This is a genomic window from Chitinophaga sp. SVR4-12A (assembly GCF_056754765.1).
On sequence record NZ_JBPGWP010000002.1, the window covers coordinates 680,545 to 701,330 of the forward strand.

A 20,786-nucleotide genomic window follows, 5' to 3' on the forward strand; every position below is an offset into this window, starting at 1 on the left:
TTCAAACTTTCAGACATTCAAACTTCAAACCGAGATATATATGCGTTTATCGATTGAACGACAACCAGCAAAGATCTATCCAGACATGAAACGGGTGGTGGCCCGTTTTTTCTTTAACGGCGAGGCCAGGGCCAAAGCGATTATCAGCCAGGTAGTAGCGATGAGCGATGCAGAAGTAGCGGCCACCGTAACGCCCTTACTGCGCGAATTCTCCCGCCGCCATCGTAACATCACACGCATATTCGAACGCCACTGCGATCGTGTAAGGCATCTCTTTGCCTCCCAGCAGATCAATTTTGAGGACGTGGATTATAAAAAGCGCCTGCTCATCGGGTCCTATTTCACCAACGAATACTCTATTGAATCTGCCGCTTTCTTTAACCCTTCGCTGATAGAAGACATAGACCAGAGCGGCCTGGAAGAAGGAGAAAAGCGCGTGATCATCAGCTTCCGCGCCGTGGGCGAAGGCCACATCTCTTCCATCGCTTTCCGGCATGGCACCATCAACGGCAACAATGATATCACGCTCATACCGGCCGGTAACTATGTGGAAGAAGCAGAAGTGATCCGCAACTCCACCTATCATAAGAACAGCTTCTTCCAGAACGCCGTATCCATCAAGCTGCCAGACCCTGTGCTCTCCGAAGTACAGAACCGCCTGCCAGAGACTTTCGAATACATCTCCCTGAAACATGTGATCCGCGAAATGCAGCAGCGCTACCAGGTAGATCACTTCATTAAAAAGGCGCTGGAAAGATTGCTATGGCTGGCAGATTCTTATTACGAGATCAACTTCTCTCTGGATACGGATATTTCCGACAGGGTGATCTTTCCTTATTCGGAAGCGGAGAGCAAGGGGATTGAAGACGCCCGCTTCGTGAAGTTCACGGACCCGAATGGCGATACCTTATATTATGCTACCTACACTGCATATGATGGTGTTACCATTCAGCCCAAGCTGATGCAGACAAAAGATTTTTATAACTTCAAGATATTACCGCTCTACGGCGAAGGCGCCCAGAACAAGAACCTGGCCCTCTTTCCCCGTATGATCAACGGCAAGTATGTGATGATCTCCCGCATAGACGGTATCAATAACTACATCATGTACTCCGACAGGATCAACATCTGGGAAAACCCGGAGATACTGCAAACACCTAAGCATCCCTGGGAGTTTGTACAGATTGGTAATTGCGGCTCGCCCATAGAAACCTCTGAAGGATGGCTGCTGATCACCCATGGCGTTGGCCCCATGCGTACCTATTGCCTGGGCGCCAGCCTGCTGGACCTTGAAAATCCGCGGATCGAGATCGGCCGCCTGAAAGAGCCATTGCTCATGCCTACCAAGGAAGAGCGCGAAGGTTATGTGCCTAATGTGCTCTATTCCTGCGGGTCTATGATCCACAACCAGGAGCTGATCATTCCCTATGGCTTGTCAGATTATGCTTCGGGCTTTGCTACGGTAGCATTGGATAAGCTGTTGCAGCGCATTAAGGAGGATAGCTAAGGTTGTCAGTTAACAGTTGTCAGTTGTCAGTGATTGAAGCCATTATAACCTGGCGTTTTCACTGACAACTGTTAACTGTCAACTGTCAGCTAACAACTCTTTCATACACTTTAATATACTCCTCCACCATCGTCTCTACCGCAAACTTCTCCTTCGCATAGGTGGAACAATAGTGCCTGTCTATTTTCGGTATGTCGTTAATACACTTAATCGCCTGCTGCAAATTATTCACCAGGTAGCCCGTCTTTCCATGCGCTACCACTTCCGGCATGGAGCCCCTTCCATAGGCGATCACCGGTGTACCACACAACATCGCTTCTGCTACACTTAATCCAAAAGGCTCGTTAAAATAAATAGGATGCAGTAAGGCGCTGGCCCGCCCTAATACCCGGCTGCGTTCCACGCCGCCTACCGCTCCGGCAAATACGATCTGGTTCCCGTCTATAAACGGTTTTACCTTCTCCCTATAATAGGCTTCATCCTGGATAATGCCTGCGATCAACAGCTTTCGCCCGGTGGCCAGCGCTATCTGTATCGCGTCAAAGGTGCCTTTATCAGGATGGATGCGCCCAAAGTACAGCAGGTAATCTTCCGGCTGCGACTCAAATGAGAAGTCCTCCGTACGGATGCCATTGTATACATTAGCAGTGTACCGCAGCGCCGCACTTCGATCTGCCAGGCTGATAGACACATAATAGCCAATATCATTGTAGCGTGCATATACCGGGATGATCTTGGGGGATGAGAAACCATGTATGGTGGTCACCATCGGCGTCTTGATCAGGCGGGAGTAGGTGAGGGGCAGAAAGTCGAAATGATTATGGATGATGTCAAACTCACCGGCGCGTTCCATCAGGTAACTGATATGCATACACTCCTGCACCTTAGGGTCCAGCTCCTTGTCTTCTTCATATCCTTTCGGACAAATAGCGGCCAGTGTGCCGCCTGTCAGGGAATCGGCACTGGCAAACAAGGTAACCTGGTGGCCCTGGCTTACCAGGCCTTCTGCCAGGTTGGAGGCCATTTGTTCCCAGGGACCGTAATGTACGGGAGGCGTGCGCCAGGCTACGGGGGATAATACAGCGATCTTCATTTAATACAGATTAGTTTAGCAACCTTTCTTCTACAAATTGCGTACGAGCTTTGTTTGAATAATTTTTTATATCACATATTTATATACATATTTATTATCATTATAAATAACAGGGCCAGGTGCTTAATATATTTACCTGCATATGAAATAATTAAGCTAACTTTCATACCAGCATTGAGAAAGCTAGCTGCTATATTACTTTTGGGAATGTTATTCTACAACTGGTATGGTTACCGGTGGCTATTATTGTGGCAGCAACGGGCAGCCAACATACAACTGGAAGCCCGGCTTGACAAAGAAGACTACGACGAATCTTCCCTGATCGAATTTAAGCTCCCCATTGATCTGCCTTATCAGAATGACTGGACTGATTTTGAGCCCTGTGAGGGAGAAATTACCATAGAGGGGATACACTATAAATACGTGAAGCGTAAAGTGCAGGATGGCATGCTGATCCTGAAATGTATCCCCGATAATGCAAAGCAACAGCTCATTTCTAACCGCGACGAGCTTTTTAAACAGGTAAACGGCTTGCCGCAAGCGGCCAATTCCACTGGAAAACAAAATACGCCCAACTCAAAGTTTGAAAAGAACACGATAAGCGATTTTGATGGCGAGCAGTATTTTGATATCCGCTTTGCCAATGCCATTTCCCTGGCAAGCTATAACGCATTTCATTCCCTTCTCTATAGCTACTCACGCTGCTCTATACCAGAGCATCCACCGGAAGCATAGGTGTTTATCTTCTATTAATTTTCTTTCTCTGCGTTCGCAGAGCGAGGGTTCACGTTATGAATTTGGCCTGCCTATGAGATTTTATGAGCAATGAAATGACCAAAATCTTTTTATACAATGAAAATTATCACCACAAAACTGGCAGTGGCTTCCATGCTATTGTTTGGCATGATATTGCCCTGCCGATTGTCTGCACAGACAGACATTGATGCCCTGATGATGCCTAAGAATGCATTTTGTGTAGGACCTATGTACAGCTATAGCAGCTGGAAAAATTACTGGGAAGGCACAATGAAAAGGGACAATGAAAACCTGGGAACAGTATCCACCAGGATGTTGGCCGTAATGGGCAACTATGGGATCACGCAAAAGCTGAATGTGCTTTTCAGCGTGCCCTGGGTAAAAACAAAAGCATCTGCAGGCACGCTGGCCGGTATGGAAGGAATACAGGATCTCAGCCTTTACCTGAAATGGCGGCCCTTTCAGCAACAGATCGGCAAAGGAAGATTATCGCTTTTTGGTATCGCAGGCGCATCCGTGCCTTTAGGTAATTATACGCCCGATTACCTGCCGCTCGCAATTGGCCTGCGTAGTAAAACCGCTTCGGCAAGAATAATGGCGGACTATAAGTATGAAGGTTTTTTTGTTACCGCTTCCTACACCTACGTGCTGCGTGATAATATTAAAATTGATCGCGAGTCTTATTATACTACCGAAATGCATAATACCCATGAGGTAGAAATGCCCGATGCCGCCAATTATAACCTGCGCGCAGGTTTCAGAAATTATCGCTGGATAGCAGAAGCAGTAGTGAACAGATGGGTTACACTGGGGGGATTTGATATCACCCGGAACAATATGCCTTTTCCCAGCAACAGGATGGAGGCAACTACAGTGGGCGCCAATTTTAAATATGTGCTTCCTCCCATGCCACAGCTGTCGATCGTAGCAGGCGGCAATGCCACCGTAGCCGGTAGAAATATGGGACAGGCTACCACTGTTTACGGTTCCGTTTTTTATGTGCTTGACTTTTCAAGGAAGTCAGCAACTGCTGATCCATCTTCAATCAAAACTAACTGACATGAAGCAGATAATTTTTTACTCCTTTGCCATACTTGCTACAGCAGTAATTACCGTTATTGCCTGCAATAAAGATATCAACGAAAGAACAGCCAATATTGACGCGCTTTTTCCCACCAATATTGACCTGGACGCCGGAACATGGAAGCCGGTGCTGTTAACGTCTCCGTCAGAATTTGCAGTGGCCGCCCCGGGCGCTACCAACACACCTGATTACATTGCACAGATCAATGAGATAAAAGCCTGGCAGGCTGATCTCACTGACGAGGAAGAAAAAATAGTAAAATACTGGAGCGCCGGCGCTGTATTACGCTGGAATGAGATCCTGCGTGAACTGGTGGCCAAGCATAATTTGCCGCCTTATCAAAATGAGGATGGCACTTACCCGGCGCCTAATGCGAATAATCCACTGGCATATCCGTACTTTCCTTTCGCCAATCCTCCTTACGCGGCAAGAGCTTACGCTTATGTAGTAGCTGCACAATACGATGCGCTGGTAGCCGCCTGGTATTATAAAAAGCTATACAACCGTGCCGCGCCCTATAAAGTAGATGCTACGGTGAATGCGCTGATCCCCAAGTCTGATCTTCCTTCTTATCCTTCAGAAGACGCCACATTAGCCGGTGCAGCGGCAGAAATGCTGAAGGTGCTTTTCCCTGGCGACCAGGATTTCATTCAGCAGAAAGTAGAAGAGCATAAAAGGGCCCGTATTATTGCCGGCGCTAATGTTCGCAGCGACCTGGAAGCCGGCGAAGCCTTAGGCAAGGCAGTGGCGCAGAAATTTGTGACAAGGGCAAGAGGCGACAGGGCCGGGCAGGCCGGTGGCAACCCCGCATTATGGAAACAGCTGGAAGACGATTGTATTGCAAAGGGAGAGATCCCCTGGCAAAGCCTGGAAACGCCCAAACGTCCTCCTATGCTGCCCTTATTCGGCAAAGTGAAACCTTTCCTTTTTGATTCACTGACAGTGATCGCATTACGTCCAGGCCCGCCTCCCGCTTCAAAAGGCCCTGATATGAAGACGGAAACCGAGGAGGTGTACCAGGAAACATCGAACCCCAGCAGGGAGAATATACGCCTTGTACATTTCTGGGCAGACGGCGCAGGTACTTATACGCCAGCCGGTCACTGGATGGCCATTGCTGCTGAAGACTTTATTAAGCAGCATTACAGTGAGGTGCGCTGGGCACGCAATATGGCGCTGCTGGGCATGGCCGAAATGGATGCGGCCATCGTTTGCTGGGATACCAAGTATTATTATTTCAATCCTCGTCCCAGCCAGATGAACCCGAAAATTAAAACGCTCACCGGCGTACCGAATTTTCCTTCCTATATATCAGGCCACTCCACATTCAGTGGCGCTGCAGCAAGGGTACTGGGGCATATTATTCCCGAAAGGGCCGCTGCTTATGATGCAATGGCAGAGGAAGCCGGCAGGTCAAGGTTCCTGGGAGGCATTCACTACAATAAAAGCGATTGCAAAGTGGGCCTGGACGTTGGAAGAAAAATAGGGGACTATGCCATACAAAGGGCTAAGACAGACGGGGCTGAATAATTTTCATGCGTCTTTCATATAAAAAGGTTGGTTCAGCAATGAACCAACCTGCCACAAGATAAGAAAGCTACCTGCACCCGCCTGCGGGCCGCTTATCGTAATTTTAATTCCTAATTCGTAATTTATTCTAACTTCGTGCCTTCTAAAGGAAGCTTGGAGCATGGATCAATCAGTATGTAATGGTATATCCTACAAAGAAACCGGCTATTTCAGCCAACTGGTCCTCGATTTTTTGGCAGAACATCCGCATATCCGTTCTTTTTATACCCATTCTCCCCTGCAGCCAGACGTTGAGGCGCTGATAAGGGCCAAGAAGGCGCATCCCCAGCAACGGGACGTGCTGGTAAAGGCATTGCAGCAGCAATACGCCGGACTGGATACTGACCCGGCCCTGCAGCGCAATATCAGCCTGCTGGAACAGCCGGACACGTTTACTATCTGCACCGCCCACCAGCCTAATATCTTTACCGGTTACCTGTACTTTGCCTATAAGGTGCTGCAAACCGTTAAGATGGCTGAAGACTGGAAAAAGCAGTATCCCCAGTACAATTTTGTACCGGTATACTACATGGGCAGCGAGGATAATGACCTGGACGAATTAGGCAGCATTTACCTGAAAGGTGAGACGCTTACCTGGAACACCAGCCAGGAAGGAGCCGTTGGCCGTATGCGCCCCGAAGGGCTGGAGGCCCTGATCACGCAGGTACAGGAGCGTCTGGGTTATGGCGAACATGCAGCGGCACTGGTACAGCTTTTACGTACCGCTTATCTCGAACACGATGATATTCAGCAGGCTACGCTTTACCTGGTGAATGCCCTCTTTGGCCGCTATGGTGTAGTGGTGCTGATCCCGGATACGCCGCTGTTTAAACAGCTGTATATACCGGTGATGAAGGAAGAGCTCTGGCATCAGACCTCTCATAAACTGGTGAGCGACACCATCGAAAAATTATCCCAGCATTATAAAGTACAGGCCAATCCCCGGGAGATCAACCTGTTCTATCTCTCTGACAATGCGCGCGACCGTATCGTGAAGGAAGAAGATCACTGGAAGGTGCTCAACACCTCCGTCACCTTTACTGCCGCAGCGCTGGAGCAGGAATTGCAGGAGCACCCGGAGCGTTTCAGTCCGAATGTGATCCTCCGCGGCCTTCTCCAGGAAACTATCCTGCCCAATATCGCCTTCATTGGCGGCGGCGGAGAAATAGCCTACTGGCTGGAGCTGCAGGATCTCTTTAAGCACTTCAAAGTACCTTATCCCATGCTGGTGCTGCGCAACTCGTTCTTATTGGTGGATGCGGTTTCCAGCCGCTGGCTGCAGAAACTGGGCTTATGCATTAAAGATCTCTTCGGTAATGTGGATGAGCTGGTGAACCGGTATGTGTTGCAGCACACCAATGCAGACCTGGTGCTGAAACGGGAATATGATGCAATGGAGCAGCTCTTTGATGCGCTGGAAGAAAAGGCCCGCAGTATAGATGTTACGCTGGTTGCTACCGTTGCTGCAGAACGCAACCGCGCCATGAAAAGCATCGGCAAGCTGGAACATAAATTCCTGCGCGCCGAGAAGAAGAAGTTTGCCTGGCAGACAGATGAGATCAGGCAGCTGCGCAGCAGGCTTTTCCCTGCCGGGTCGCTACAGGAGCGTAAGGAAAATTTTATGCCCTGGTATATTCATGAAGGACCGAAATTGTTTGACAGGATACTCGCGAATATGGAGCCGTTGACGGATGAGATGAAGATTATTTATGAGGTTTGAGGTTTGAAGTTTGAGGTTTGAAGTTCGTTAAAAGTTAAAGGTTACTGAATTTGGTAGGCCGGCCTGAACTGAACTTCAAACCTTCAACGAACCTCAAACCTCAAACTTCAAACCTCAAACCTCAAACAACCAAAAGTGCCTTCTTCATATCCCTCAACACCCCCAGCACCCCGTGCAGCGCATCTCTCACCTGTTTTGTTTCCAGCATTTCATCCCTTAACGCCGTTTCTCCTTTCCCTTCATTGATCTCCGTTTGTCTTTGCTGTATCAAACTCTCCAGACGGATATCCAGCGTTTCAAATGCTTCTATGGATGCGGGCAATTCCGGTAATACAATTTCCGGTTCAGCCGTCAGTGCGATGATCTGATCCAGGTATTGTAACAGGTGCCTGCTGATCAGCTGGTACTCCGGCCGTGGAAATCTCACGCCATGCCCCAGCCCGTAGGCAGCCAGCGCTGCTATGCGTGAGCTGAGCGTATGGTTCAGCACCACAAAATGATACATCCGGGAAGTATTCTTTTGCTTGCTCTTTGGCTCACTCAGCATACGCTGGAAAGCGGCCGTGAGGTTGGCGGTGTTTACATAGCTTTCTTTCCTGGCCAGTTTATAATCAACGATCGCCATCTGCAGACCGGTGTACATCTTCATCACCTGTTCAAAATAGGCTTTGTTGGATTGTACCATCTTCTGCATATAATTAGACAGGTACTTATGTTCCCAGCTGGGCCAGAGGGTGAGATTGGCGATAAACGCTAATCCGCCGCCTATAAAGGTATCCAGCACCCGCGCTGTGGCATACTTCAGATCTGCCGGGTGCAGGAAATGCAGCAGGAAGATCACGAAGGGGGTGGTAAAGATCACGCTTACCGTATACTGGTAGGTCATAAAAGTATAGGCGCCCAGTATGCAGAACAGCATGATGATAAAGATGACAGGGGGATTCTTGATCAGCAGCAGCACGGCCAGCGCAAAAAAGGCCCCGATAACAGTACCGATCAGGCGCTGATAGCTGCGTGATTTGGTGAGGCCGAAACCCGGCTTTAGGATCACTACAATGGTAAGCAGGATCCAGTAAACCCGGTCCAGGTGCAGGGCCACGCCCAGCATATAACCTGCTACGGTGGCCAGGCTCACCCTTACTGCATGGCGAAAGATATGCGACTGAAAAGTGAGGTTATTCCGGAAAGTTTCCAGGTCGTAGCGTTGGCTGGTAGTAAACCGGGATAGTTCCAGGCGGGGATCTATTTCCGTATCCTTTACTCTTTCCAGGCGCGTGAGGCGGTGTAAATTATAAACCCTTTCGGCCATATCCTGCAGGTTGGCCAGTATGGTGTTCAGGGGGAAGAGGCGGGTGGTCCTTTCGCGCAGGGTAGGCAGGCTTTTGCGGATCTCTGCCACGGAGCGCTGTACTTTCTCAATATCATGACGGATATTGGCCTTGGGCATGGATCGCTGTCCGGCCATTACGGCTACGCCTATATCAGAGAGTTCCTGTACAAATTCGAGCACCAGGCTGCGGACTTCTTCCAGTATATCGCTGTCTTTAAAGCTTTGCTGCAGCGCTTTATAATCGAGCTGTGAGGCCATGATATGTTCCTGGAGGTCTACCAGGTCCAGGAAGATCAGTACCATGGATTTGCTGATGCTGCTGGTGCCTTGCTGGGCAGAACGCCTTTTCAGCAGCAGTTCCCTTACCGCCTCCTGTTTTTCGCTCACCAGCACCTGTTGTTCCAGCACGGATTTATAGATCTCGTCAATGTCTGCCCCCTTTACGTAGAAGCCGGCGCGCAGTTCAAGATAGCGGGCCGTTTCCAGGATACATTCTCCCAGCGCCTGCTGTACATTGAGGTAGGGCCGGATCTGCCATAAGAGTAATGCCAGCAAGCCATGCCATAATCCCCCCAGTATTACCAGCCCCGTTTCATACAGGGTCGTCATCGGGCTCTGTGGCGGCTCGCCCAGGATGATGATCATCACCAGCAGGCAGGCCACGCCGATATTGCCGCCCCGGTTACCATATACCAGCAGCATGCTGTAAATAAAACAACAGCCCATGATCCAGGGAACCATCAGGAAAGGATAGGGGGCGCAGAGGCCGGTGCCCAAAGCAGTAATAAAAAGAAGCAGCAGGGTAATGAAGGCGCCGTTCCGCTTATGAATAACGGTGCCGGGCTGGTCTGCCAGCGCCGCGCACAAGGCCCCGGTAGAAATGGTAATACCGGCGATCAGCTCACCCATGCTGAAGCATATCAGCGAAGGCACTACCACACTAATGGTCGTACGAAGTCCGTTAGAGAAATGGTAACTGAATATAAAACTTTTTACTTCTTTAAGCCAGGGGCGCATTCAATATGGTTTCGGAGCTGCAAAGGTAAGGCTTTGTCAGTTGTTAGTCGTCAGTTGTTAGTCGTTAGTGGTTAGTTGTCAGTTGTCAGTTGTTAGTCGTCAGTCGTCAGTCGTTAGTCGTTAGTGGTCAGTGGTCCCCCGAATGTATAACCGCTTCGATCACTGACGACTGACAACTTACAACTGACAACTCAATTTATGGCTTCCCCCCATCATTCTGCTTGATATCATTGTTATTCACCCCTTTCTTCCTGCTCACTGATTCTTTCAGCTGTCCGAATTTCCAGTTAAGGCTTACCCGCAGGGCCCTTACCGGGTAGTAAAAAGTGCTGGTCCTGGAAAACAGCGGGTCTTTCAGCTCATTCCTCCAGGCGATCTCTTTCTGGAAAGGCTGATCCATATGTACGCCCAGCACTGCGCGCCGTTGAAACAGCTCCTTGCGCAGGGTAAGGGTATGGGTAGTATAGCCCGGGGTACGGCCCTGCAATATGGGCTTGCTGGTATTGACAGACAGGGAGGCCTCCGTTTTAAGGCCATGTCCCAGGTCGTAGTCCGTGCTGATGTAGGTGGTGCCGCTCCAGCCGTCATTGTGGAAGCTGGTGCCGTTACCTCCTTCCAGTTTGGTATACATGCCGCGGGCGTTCACCAGTACTCCCCAGTGCGGGGCCGGCTGCAGGCTGGTGCTCAGGTTAAAGCCGGTGGCGGCCCGCCGGCCGATATTGGCGTAGGTAGTAACGGTAATGCTGGTGACCTCGTCTATTGCCGTAAAAGGCTCTATAGCGTTGTTGGTAAATACATGATCTACACTGAGGGTGAGACGGGCGCCTTTGATTCTTCCGTTATAGCCCAGCTGGAAGGATTGATTCAGTTCCGGCCGTAGCCCCGGGTTGCCGAAAGACAGGTTGTTGGGGTCCGTATCTACCACATAGGGATTCAGGTTCCATACCCAGGGACGCTGCAATCGCCGGCTGTAAGACAGGCCAATAATATGTGCCTGGCCCAGCGGAAGCGAAATACTGGCGGAAGGTATAAAATTCAGATAATCAGTATTTAAGAGGGTATCACTGGAAATAAAATTTGCGTGTATATGGGTTTGCTCCAGGCGGGCGCCCACCAGTACGTTCAGGCGCTGTTTTACCTTGAAGCGGTAGTTGGCGTACAATGCGAACACATTTTGCTTATAATGAAAAACATCCGTGCGGTCCTTGATGGTTCTCACGCCGTAGCCTTCCTGGTGCACCTGTTGCTGGTAATCGCTTTCGATGGTACGGAGGATGGCTTTGGCCCCTGTTTCCAGGAATTGCCGCCGCGGCAGCGGCTGACTGTAATCTGCCTGGAAGGTGGTCTCGGTATGATGCTCGTCGTTATTATTGAGGATGAGGAGATGCGGGCCCGGTTCATTTGCTTGACGGTTATCGGTGTTTTGGCCGTTATTGCCCGTATTGCGGTTCACTGATACGCTCAGCGACCTCCCTGTTTGCCTGAACTTTTTCTGGTAATCCAGTCCCATATCGTAGGTATTGCTCTTGTACTTCGTATAAGCATCATACTGGCCCGTCTGGTATAGCTGCAGCATGCTGTCAAGGTACAGGTTCTGTTGCAGGGAGTTATTGGTGTTATGGCTGAGATCCAGGTTGCTGTAAAGGCTTACACTGCTGGTGCTGTCCAGGTCATAGCTCAGTTCCAGGTTGCCAAAGTAATAGGTGCCGTCAAAAACGCTGGTGCCGTTCTGCAGCAGGGTGTTATGGCTGTCGGGCACATAGCTTTCCCGCCGTGCGTTCAGCCGGCCTTTGTTCCGGAAGTAATTGCTGCCCAGGTAGGCGGCTATCCCCAGTTTCCCGGCTTTGGCATTGAAGGAGGCGCCGCCCCCGGCAAAGCCACGGGTATTGTAATTGGCGAACAGGCTGCCGTTATAGCCGGCGTACTTTTCCCGTGTCACTATATTGATGATGCCTGCCGCGCCTTCTGCATCGTAGCGGGCGGAGGGCTGGCTGATCACTTCTATGCTTTTAATCAGGCTGGCGGGGAAAGACCGGAGCGCGTCCTTCGGGTTCCTGGCCGTCATGGAGGTACTTTTGCCGTTGAGCAGTATTTTAAAATTATTGCTGCCCTTCAGCTGGATATTGCCGTCCACGTCTACCGTCACCAGCGGCACTTTTCGCAGGATCTCGGCGGCTGTCAGCACGTCTTTGCTGATATCGTTCTCCACGTTGTATATCAGTTTGTCGTCTTTTACTTCCAGCAGGGGCTTTTGAGCGGAAACGTTCACGCCTGGCAGCTGCCGGGAAGAAAGGGCCAGGTAGACCGGGGGCAATTGGAGTGGTTGAAGGGTGTCCACGTTCAGCGGATCCGTCACTTTCGTAGTATAACCGATATTACTGATGCCTATCCGGTATTCGCCGGGACGTACTCCCTTCAAGAGAAAATAGCCCTTTTCGTCGGTAAGCGTGTTCATAACGGGTTGCTGACCGGCGATTTTCAATAAAGTGATGGTGGCATATGCAAGGGGCTTTCGGCTGGCGCTGTCTGCCACCTGACCGCTAATACCGGAGTTCACTGACCTTTGCGCATAGGCAAAAAAGGGGCATGAGAGGATTCCGGTCAGCAGGGTAAGAAGACCATTTTTCATCATAATGATAGTGGGTGATGCTAGTTAGTGGACAGCGTGGTCCATGGTTTAGATGTTGATGATGGGCTGTCGCATTTCGGGTTTTCATTGGTTATTTTAAAGTTGTCAGTTGACAGTTGACAGTTATCAGTTGACAGTTGTCAGTGATCGTAAAGTTCATTCGACGGCTGACAACTGTCAACTGATAACTGATAACTCTTAAACTGTTAATACTATACTACAGTAAAAATAGTGAACTAAAGATAAGCTTGTTTCGCTAAATATTAAGACAAAACCGAAGGTGTCGGCTCATGCCTTCAACAGAAAGTGAAATAAATGTGCCTAATTATCTGAAATTCAGTAAATAAATCACATATAATTCGTAATTTATTCACAGCTGTGTATAAAAAAATAGGGTTTATCCGGCTACTGCCTTTAATTTACTGATCGATTTGGATAAATAAGCAGTAGGCTTTCAGCGAATCGTATTTATCTTTGACAGCTTAAAAAAATAAACCAGGAGCGACCGTGCGTTTAAAAACACTAGAAATCAAGGGCTTCAAAAGTTTCGCAGACAAAACCGTCCTGAATTTTGACGAGGGGATCACGGGGGTAATAGGACCTAATGGCTGTGGAAAGAGTAACATCATCGACTCCATCCGCTGGGTGATCGGTGAGCACAAGATCAGCAACCTGCGTTCTGAAAACCAGGCCGGCCTTGTTTTCAATGGCTCCAAAAGCCGTTCCGCCAGCGGTATGGCTGAAGTTAGCCTCACTTTCGAGAATACACGGAATGTGCTGCCTACTGAATTCACCACGGTTACTATTACACGTAAATTCTATAAGAACGGCGACAGCGAATACCGTCTTAACGACGTAGCCTGCCGTCTCAAGGATATCCATAACCTGTTCATGGACACCGGGGTAAGTACCGACTCCTATGCCATCATCGAACTGGGTATGGTAGACGATATTATTAAGGATAAGGAGAACAGCCGCCGCCGCATGCTCGAACAGGCTGCCGGCATCTCCATCTATAAAACCCGAAAAAAGGAGGCCAAGACCAAACTGGATGCCACCGAGGGTGACCTGAACCGTATCGAAGACCTTCTCTTCGAGATCAATAACAACCTGAAAACCCTTGAAAGCCAGGCAAAAAAAGCAGAACGCTACTACGAAGTAAAGAAGGAATACCGCGAGATAAGTATAGAACTGGCCAAAGCAGCCCTGGAAGGTTTTAATGTTACCTTCAAAGAGCTGTCAGACCAGCAGCAGACCGAATCTGACCGCAAATTTGCCCTGGAAGCAGAAATTGCTACAGACGAAGCAGCGGTGGAAGAAGATAAGCTGCACTTTGTGGCCAAGGAACGGGAACTGCATGTGCTCCAGAAATCGTTTAACGAACTGGTAGCCACCATCCGTACCAAGGAGAATGATAAGAACCTGGCCACCCAGCAACTGACCTACCTACGCGAAAGGGAAAAGAACCTGAGCGATTTCCTCAACAATGCGGAAGGACAGCTGCAGGGCCTGACCGATTCCATCGCCTTTACCGAAAAGCAGGTGGAAGAAGAACAGGAAGTGTTCGATTCCATGCAGGACCAACTGGAAACCCTGCACGAAATGGTGGAAGAGAAGAAGGAACATTTCCACCAGAAGAAACAATTGCTTGAAACCCTCCGCCGCGATCAGCAGCAATGGCAACGCCAGCAGTTTGAAGCGGAAAAGAAGGTAGCCGTAGCCGATACCTCTGTACAGAACCTTCAGCGCAGTATTCAGCAGCTGCAGGAAGAAAAGGCAAACCGCCAGGTACAGATCCAGCAGCTGGAAGAAGAGAAGGAGATCCTCCAGGATACCCTGGGTGAACGCAAGGCTGACCTGGACGACATGGTTGCTTTCCACGAAGAGACCAAAGGCAAGATCCTGGTAACACAAGCCGATATTGAAGGCCTCCGCGATAAACTGGTGGACGAGAACCGTACCCTCGACGCCAAAAAGAACGAGTTCGACCTCTTAAAATCACTTGTCGACAGCCTGGAAGGCTACCCGGAAAGTATCAAGTTCCTGAAAAAGAACAACGAATGGAACAACAAGGCGCCCATCCTCAGTGATATCTTCTTCTGTAAGGAAGACTACCGCACCTGTATAGAGAACCTCCTGGAACCTTACCTGAACTATTACGTGGTGAACAACGCGGAAGAAGCCGTACAGGCCATCCGCCTCCTGGACACCAATAAAAAAGGCAAGGCCAATTTCTTTATCCTGGATCAGTTCCACCACCAGGGCGGTGCGCTGTTCTCACCTCCCGGCACCATACCGGCGCTGGAAGTGGTAGAGATAGACGAACGTTACAAAGGCCTGGGCAATTACCTGCTGGGTAAAGTATTCGTGGCAGAAGATGTGACCGCGCTGGACTTTGACCAGTTCCCTGATAAAGATGTGCTGATAGTAGAGAAGAGCGGCCGTATGCACCGCGGCAAGTACAGCTTCAGCGGTGGTTCCGTTGGCCTGTTCGAAGGCAAGAAGCTGGGTCGCGCCAAGAACCTCGAAAAGCTCGAAGCAGAGATCAAAGCCCTGGAAACAACGGTAGCCAGCCTGCGCGAGCAGATCCAGAACAAACACAATGAAGTGCTGGGCTATAACAGCCAGCTCAATGAAAATAATATCAACGCGGCCCGCGAAAAGATCAATCAGCTCAATAACCAGCTGTTTGGTTTGCAGAACCGCATTGAGAACTTCCATCACCTCATTGAATCCGGCGATAAACGCCTGGCTGAGATGCAGCAGTCCCTTGAAACCAACCAGGAAAGCATTTCCGGCGTAAGGGACGAACTGGAAACCCTGAACGAAAAGGTACATGCCCTGCACGACAGTATCGTGGCAGCCGACAGGGCAGCACAGGAAGCCGAACAACAATTTAACCAGGCCAACGTGCAGTACAATAACCAGAACCTGCAGCATACCCGCCAGCACAGTAAGGTGCAGGGCCTGAAGCAGGAGCTGGATTTCAAACGCAAGCAACTGAGTGACCTGCACGTGCAGATCACCAATAATAAATCACAGCTGGAAGATGCCGTAGCGAATATCGCTGCAGCGGAAGACAAGCTGGGAACGGCAGAAGACGGCCTGATAGACCTGTTCCGCCAGAAGGAAGAGGAAGAGAAGGCCCTGAACGAAAAAGACCAGGAGTACTACAATTTCCGAAACCACCTGCAGGAAAAGGAAAGTGCCCTCCGTGCCCGCCAGCGCGCCAAAGAACAGCTGGAACAGGCGCTGAACACCATCAAGGATAAAGTGAATGAGCTGAAGCTGCAGCTGGCCTCCATGAAAGAAAGGTTGAGCGTAGAGTTCAAAGTGAACCTTGATGAGATCCTGGATGATGCCCGCAACAGTACCCTGTCGGTAGATGAATTGCAAGGCTCAGCAGAGCGCCTGAAGAAACGCCTGGAGAATATGGGAGAAATCAACCCCACCGCCATCGAGGCTTTCCAGGAAATGAAGAAACGTTACGAATTCATCCTCGAACAGAAGAATGACCTGGTAGCGGCGAAGGAATCACTGATGGCCACTATCCAGGAGGTAGAAACGACGGCTAACCAGAAGTTCCTGGAAACCTTCAATACGGTAAAAGAGAATTTTATCCGCGTATTCAAGGCGCTCTTTACCGAAGAAGACCAGTGCGACCTGATCCTCAATGATCCGGAGAACCTGGCGGAAACCGGTATAGAGATCATCGCGAAGCCGAAAGGTAAACGGCCGGCTGCCATCACACAGCTCTCAGGTGGTGAGAAAACGCTGACAGCTACTGCATTGCTGTTCGCTATCTACCTGATCAAGCCGGCGCCTTTCTGTATCCTGGATGAGGTGGACGCTCCGCTGGATGACGCCAACGTAGGCAAGTTCACGAACATGATCCGCAAGTTCTCTGATAATTCCCAGTTCATCATTGTTACGCATAATAAGCAAACAATGGCGGCAGTGGATGTGATCTATGGGGTGACGATGCAGGAGCCGGGGGTGAGTAAGCTGGTGCCGGTGGATTTCCGGAGTCTGAATTAAGTTGTAAATAATGGGTCGTAAGTAATAAAGAAAGTCCCCCGGGTTGAACCTCGGGGGACTTTTTATTTTTACCTTTTTCTTTTTTTTTTAATCACGCCATCACATAACCCGGTCTTACACCACAACCCTGACCCTCTTCATTGAACAGCATTTTTACATGCCCTGCCATCTTCCCGTTCATACTGGTCTGGTTCAGGTACACTTCGTAGCCCTCAGTGTTTCTTAACACCATGGAAGACAGATGTTCCTGTTGTTCATGCGCACCGATCACAAGATCAATATGTGTAGATGCTGTAGCCATGTGCACGTTATCCGGCAGATGTGATAAACAGATCACTACATCGCAGCCATGCTCTTTTTTAAGCGTAGCTGCCATCGCGTTAGCGTTTTCTACCGGCGGCAGGTATTTCACTCCGCTGCCAGCCGGCAGTTCCGGGCCTACACCCGTAATGCCCACTTTCAGCTTGCCCATGTACACAATCTTATAACGCAATACTTCACGGCTCAGCATCCTGTTGGAGAACAAGTAGTTACAGTTCACCAGGGCAAACTGCATCTGTGGCAGTAAGGCAGCCAGCGCTGCCTGGCCGTTGGCCAGTTCGTTGTGGCCGATGTTGGCAACATGGTAACCGGCTTTATTCATGGCGCGCACCATGTCAATATTCGTGCTGGCATTGCCGTGATGATCAATGAAATCGCCCGCATCGAGCAGCAGCTGTTGATCGATGGCCGGCAGCAGTTCGCTGAGCTGTCCGTGCAGGTCGCTGGTATGCCAGATCATCAGTTCACGATTATTGCCGGGTATATAGGCAGCGCCCTGGCTAACGGTCGCCAATGTACGTAACGGCTTTTGCAGCAGCAGTAAACTTGTGGATAACAGCGTATTACGCAGAAAGGTGCGGCGTTGTTGCGTCATAAGTATAAGGATGTGAAGAAAACCCGGGTAAAGATAAGCACTCAGTCCCGATTTTTTTATGACATGAAAGGTATATTGTATCTAACTAAAATATGATATACTTTTACCCCGGTTTTTACAGAGGACATTATAGAGAGAGAGTACGTCAGCTTATCCCGGACAATACCAAGTGAACTAAATGGCAACACCTTTTCTTTCGGAGATCGTGATGGTCTCCTTCAATTTTTCACCCAAAGGCTATGCACTTTGTAATGGGCAATTTTTACCTATCAACCAGAATCAGGCATTATTCTCCCTGTTAGGCACCACCTATGGCGGTAACGGGCAAACAAATTTTGCATTGCCCAACTTTCGCGGCCGTTTCCCAATGCACCAGGGCAACGGCTTTACGCTGGGAAATACACCGGGTTCCACCAGTACCACCCTCAGTCTGTCTACCATGCCCACGCATGTTCACCCCATAGACGCAAAGATTACCATGCAATTGGGAGGAACAGCTACTACCACTTCAACGGATAGCACATTCCTGGCCGCAGCGCCGGCAGGCAACCCAAGGTATAGTAATGAAGCAGATGATAAAATGGCGCAGGTGGATGTCAACAACATGCTGGACGATTCAAACGGGCCGCTGTTAACGGAGAGTGTAGGGGGGCAGCAACCTTTTAATAACATGAAGCCATATTTGGCCATCAATTTTATTATTGCCCTGCAGGGCGTTTTTCCTTCACAGACATAATCATATTTAGCATGGGAGTAGAAGACCGTTTTATTGCGGAGATCATTATGGTCCCCTTCAATTTTAGCCCCAAAGGCTATGCGGCGTGCGACGGCCAGTTATTACCGATCTCGCAGAACACTGCGCTGTTTTCGTTATTAGGCACTAATTATGGCGGTGATGGCAAATCCACTTTTGCCCTTCCGGATCTTTCGGGCAGGGTGCCCATTGGCGAAGGACAGGGGCAGGGACTGACCCCGCGGAGCCTGGGTGAGCAGGGAGGAGAAGAAACCGTTACTTTGCTGATCAGCGAAATACCCAGTCATACGCATACTATCAAAGAACGGCCATTGGCGCCTCTTGCAGGCGGAGCCAATAATACGCATAACCCGGTTGGTAATTATCCCGGTATTCCGGCTGCCCAGGCCTTATACAGCGCCACACAGTCTACCGGTACCATTCCTATGCAGGGAACTTTAGTGGCAGGCCCTGCCGGCGGTGGATTACCGGTAAATAATATGCAGCCCTCACTAACGGTCAATTTTTTGATCGCCATGCAGGGAGTATTTCCGCAGCGCCCATAATTGATCCGCATCATTAAAACTATCACACAATGGCCTTCACAGGTGAAATAAGGATTTTTGCAGGAAATTTTGCACCCGCAGGCTGGGAGTTCTGCAAGGGACAACTGCTTAACATCTCGGAGTATGAAATCCTGTTCAATTTGATCGGCACCACCTATGGTGGAGATGGGTTCGATAACTTCGCCTTGCCTGACCTCCAGGGAAGAACACCTTTGCATCCCGGTACAGACGCTTTCGGAAATACGTATCAACTGGCTGAAACGGGAGGAACAGAAGCTGTAACAATCACGACTACTAATCTTCCTGCGCACCAGCATCCTGTTACAGGATCCTTATATATCCCTGCGCTCGGCGAAAACCCGGGTACGCAGACAACCGCTAGTTACCCCGCTATCACAAGCGGTCAGCAGGTGTATAGCACTACGAAGGGCACAGACACCCTGGCGACGCTGCTGGTAGAATCCAAGGCTGCAGGCCAGATGATGCAGGTGCTGCCCACAGGCGGCTCACAGCCGCATGACAATATGCAGCCCTACCTGGTTGTTAATTTCATCATTTGCCTCTTCGGGGAATACCCTTCACCAACATGATCCAGCGCCAGCCAGTATGAAGATAGGAGCACTTTTGCCAAGATCAGTTTTTCAGCCGCTGCTGCAGCATAATTTCCAGCAGGGACTGCAGGCCTTCCTGCAATACCGCCAGCTGCCGGTTGAATTGATCACGGGTAATATAGGATTTGGTACAGAGCCGGAACAGATGCAGGCCCAGGCAGAGAAAATGCTGCTGGAACAGCAGGCAGATGTGCTGGTAATGTATGCAGACCAGGAATATGTGCAACCTATCGCCGAACTGGCCAGGCAACTGAACCGCCTGGTGTTGCTGGTACATAACGGCGCTAAATATAAACACGTTTGGGAGCCGCATCCTAACGTGCTCTCCAACACGCTAAATAATACTATTCAATGCCGCCTTACCGGCGCATATGCCGCAGGCCTTGAAAATAACGCAGCCGTATGTACGTCGTTTTACGACGGTGGCTATGCCCACTGCCATGCGTTTACACAATCATATACAGACCAGGGCGGCAGCATTGCCTATAACTTTGTGAGCCAGTATAAGGCAGAGGAGTTCAACGCTGCTCCCCTTCATGATTTTCTGCAGGCTAACCCGCAGGTACAGTCATTGCTGGCCCTTTACAATGGCCAGCTGGCGCATTTATTTCTGCAGCAATTACAGCAAACGGCTATCGCAAAAGATATACAGGTATTTGCCAGCCCTATGCTGCTGGATGAAACATTGCCTGCCATATATGGTGAGCTTGCATTGCCATTTCGTATAAGCGGCTACGTACCCTGGGTATCTTCCCTGGATAACGATGCCAACCGCATACTAAAATCACAGTTCTATTCATTCAGCGGCCGTGAAGCCAACCTGGCCGCTATGCATGGCTGGGATACAGCGATGATCCTGGAGCATATTTTTAATACAGCAGCCAGCCACCGCTTCAGGGCCAGAGATATACTGGCCGGCCTTAGTGATGTTACGTTCAGTAGCCCCCGCGGGCCCCTGCACCTGGATGCCGCCACACACCACATGATCGCCCCTGCATGGCTGGTACAGACAAACGAGATACTTGAGCCGATAGTAACCGGCAGCGTGGAAGATACCGCCCCGATCTGGCAGGAAATAATAAATGACAAGACAATAATACCGGGCACAGGTTGGTTCAATACCTACCTCTGTGCCTGATAGCAATATTTATTCTTATACCAAAGGTGTCCCTATAGCTATGAAGTTATTTTTACATAGGACTGTAATCTTATTGTTT

At 49.8% G+C, this 20,786-nt stretch carries 14 protein-coding genes; 10 read left to right on the forward strand and 4 right to left on the reverse strand.

Annotation, left to right across the window (positions count from 1 at the left end; translation table 11 throughout):
- Window positions 1-40 precede the first annotated feature (40 nt).
- Complete coding sequence (locus tag ACR9Y8_RS29090) at window positions 41-1,507, forward strand: glycoside hydrolase family 130 protein (protein WP_481216820.1); 1,467 nt, start codon at window positions 41-43, stop codon at window positions 1,505-1,507.
- Window positions 1,508-1,592: 85 nt separating this feature from the next.
- Here the strand turns inward: ACR9Y8_RS29090 and ACR9Y8_RS29095 are convergent, their stop codons facing one another.
- On the reverse strand, window positions 1,593-2,600 hold the full coding sequence (locus tag ACR9Y8_RS29095; RefSeq protein ID WP_481216821.1) for a glycosyltransferase family 4 protein: 1,008 nt from the start codon (window positions 2,598-2,600) through the stop codon (window positions 1,593-1,595).
- Between the two features lie 207 nt (window positions 2,601-2,807).
- Between ACR9Y8_RS29095 and ACR9Y8_RS29100 the strand changes: the two genes are divergently transcribed.
- The 4 genes from ACR9Y8_RS29100 to bshC all read left to right on the forward strand — a co-directional run bounded on the left by ACR9Y8_RS29100 (window position 2,808) and on the right by bshC (window position 7,729).
- Entirely contained in the window at window positions 2,808-3,335 is a 528-nt protein-coding gene (locus ACR9Y8_RS29100) for a hypothetical protein (RefSeq protein WP_481216822.1), read from the forward strand.
- Between the two features lie 117 nt (window positions 3,336-3,452).
- Entirely contained in the window at window positions 3,453-4,415 is a 963-nt protein-coding gene (locus tag ACR9Y8_RS29105) for a transporter (RefSeq protein ID WP_481216823.1), read from the forward strand.
- A 1-nt stretch (window position 4,416) separates the two neighbouring features.
- Window positions 4,417-5,970, forward strand: coding sequence for a vanadium-dependent haloperoxidase (locus ACR9Y8_RS29110; protein WP_481216824.1), 1,554 nt, complete (start codon window positions 4,417-4,419; stop codon window positions 5,968-5,970).
- Window positions 5,971-6,130: 160 nt separating this feature from the next.
- Complete coding sequence (gene bshC, locus ACR9Y8_RS29115) at window positions 6,131-7,729, forward strand: bacillithiol biosynthesis cysteine-adding enzyme BshC (RefSeq protein WP_481216825.1); 1,599 nt, start codon at window positions 6,131-6,133, stop codon at window positions 7,727-7,729.
- Between the two features lie 121 nt (window positions 7,730-7,850).
- Here the strand turns inward: bshC and ACR9Y8_RS29120 are convergent, their stop codons facing one another.
- On the reverse strand, window positions 7,851-10,076 hold the full coding sequence (locus tag ACR9Y8_RS29120; RefSeq protein WP_481216826.1) for an FUSC family protein: 2,226 nt from the start codon (window positions 10,074-10,076) through the stop codon (window positions 7,851-7,853).
- Between the two features lie 196 nt (window positions 10,077-10,272).
- Window positions 10,273-12,708: a TonB-dependent receptor domain-containing protein gene (locus ACR9Y8_RS29125; RefSeq protein ID WP_481216827.1), complete on the reverse strand. Its 2,436-nt coding sequence runs from the start codon at window positions 12,706-12,708 to the stop codon at window positions 10,273-10,275.
- 504 nt (window positions 12,709-13,212) lie between these two features.
- On the opposite strand from ACR9Y8_RS29125, the gene smc reads away from it, so the two are divergent.
- Complete coding sequence (gene smc, locus ACR9Y8_RS29130) at window positions 13,213-16,743, forward strand: chromosome segregation protein SMC (RefSeq protein WP_481216828.1); 3,531 nt, start codon at window positions 13,213-13,215, stop codon at window positions 16,741-16,743.
- Window positions 16,744-16,834: 91 nt separating this feature from the next.
- Here smc and ACR9Y8_RS29135 read toward each other — a convergent pair whose 3' ends face one another.
- Window positions 16,835-17,659 (reverse strand): metallophosphoesterase, encoded by an 825-nt coding sequence (locus tag ACR9Y8_RS29135; protein WP_481216829.1) that lies wholly within the window; start codon window positions 17,657-17,659, stop codon window positions 16,835-16,837.
- A gap of 178 nt (window positions 17,660-17,837) precedes the next feature.
- On the opposite strand from ACR9Y8_RS29135, the gene ACR9Y8_RS29140 reads away from it, so the two are divergent.
- Genes ACR9Y8_RS29140 through ACR9Y8_RS29155 form a run of 4 tightly spaced genes read left to right on the forward strand, consistent with a single transcriptional unit; the run spans window position 17,838 to window position 20,707 of the window.
- A complete protein-coding gene (locus ACR9Y8_RS29140) occupies window positions 17,838-18,395 on the forward strand; it encodes a phage tail protein (RefSeq protein ID WP_481216830.1) in 558 nt (185 codons plus the stop codon).
- A gap of 11 nt (window positions 18,396-18,406) precedes the next feature.
- Window positions 18,407-18,958 (forward strand): phage tail protein, encoded by a 552-nt coding sequence (locus tag ACR9Y8_RS29145; RefSeq protein ID WP_481216831.1) that lies wholly within the window; start codon window positions 18,407-18,409, stop codon window positions 18,956-18,958.
- 29 nt (window positions 18,959-18,987) lie between these two features.
- Window positions 18,988-19,548, forward strand: coding sequence for a phage tail protein (locus ACR9Y8_RS29150; RefSeq protein ID WP_481216832.1), 561 nt, complete (start codon window positions 18,988-18,990; stop codon window positions 19,546-19,548).
- 34 nt (window positions 19,549-19,582) lie between these two features.
- A complete protein-coding gene (locus ACR9Y8_RS29155) occupies window positions 19,583-20,707 on the forward strand; it encodes an ABC transporter substrate-binding protein (RefSeq protein ID WP_481216833.1) in 1,125 nt (374 codons plus the stop codon).
- Window positions 20,708-20,786 lie beyond the last annotated feature (79 nt).

Bases quoted from the DNA above. Each gene is read 5' to 3' on its own strand.
- ACR9Y8_RS29090 (WP_481216820.1), top strand. From the start codon at position 41: ATGCGTTTATCGATTGAACGACAACCAGCAAAGATCTATCCAGACATG.
- ACR9Y8_RS29095 (WP_481216821.1), bottom strand. From the start codon at position 2,600: ATGAAGATCGCTGTATTATCCCCCGTAGCCTGGCGCACGCCTCCCGTA.
- ACR9Y8_RS29100 (WP_481216822.1), top strand. From the start codon at position 2,808: ATGTTATTCTACAACTGGTATGGTTACCGGTGGCTATTATTGTGGCAG.
- ACR9Y8_RS29105 (WP_481216823.1), top strand. From the start codon at position 3,453: ATGAAAATTATCACCACAAAACTGGCAGTGGCTTCCATGCTATTGTTT.
- ACR9Y8_RS29110 (WP_481216824.1), top strand. From the start codon at position 4,417: ATGAAGCAGATAATTTTTTACTCCTTTGCCATACTTGCTACAGCAGTA.
- bshC (WP_481216825.1), top strand. From the start codon at position 6,131: ATGGATCAATCAGTATGTAATGGTATATCCTACAAAGAAACCGGCTAT.
- ACR9Y8_RS29120 (WP_481216826.1), bottom strand. From the start codon at position 10,076: ATGCGCCCCTGGCTTAAAGAAGTAAAAAGTTTTATATTCAGTTACCAT.
- ACR9Y8_RS29125 (WP_481216827.1), bottom strand. From the start codon at position 12,708: ATGATGAAAAATGGTCTTCTTACCCTGCTGACCGGAATCCTCTCATGC.
- ACR9Y8_RS29135 (WP_481216829.1), bottom strand. From the start codon at position 17,659: ATGACGCAACAACGCCGCACCTTTCTGCGTAATACGCTGTTATCCACA.
- ACR9Y8_RS29140 (WP_481216830.1), top strand. From the start codon at position 17,838: ATGGCAACACCTTTTCTTTCGGAGATCGTGATGGTCTCCTTCAATTTT.
- ACR9Y8_RS29145 (WP_481216831.1), top strand. From the start codon at position 18,407: ATGGGAGTAGAAGACCGTTTTATTGCGGAGATCATTATGGTCCCCTTC.
- ACR9Y8_RS29150 (WP_481216832.1), top strand. From the start codon at position 18,988: ATGGCCTTCACAGGTGAAATAAGGATTTTTGCAGGAAATTTTGCACCC.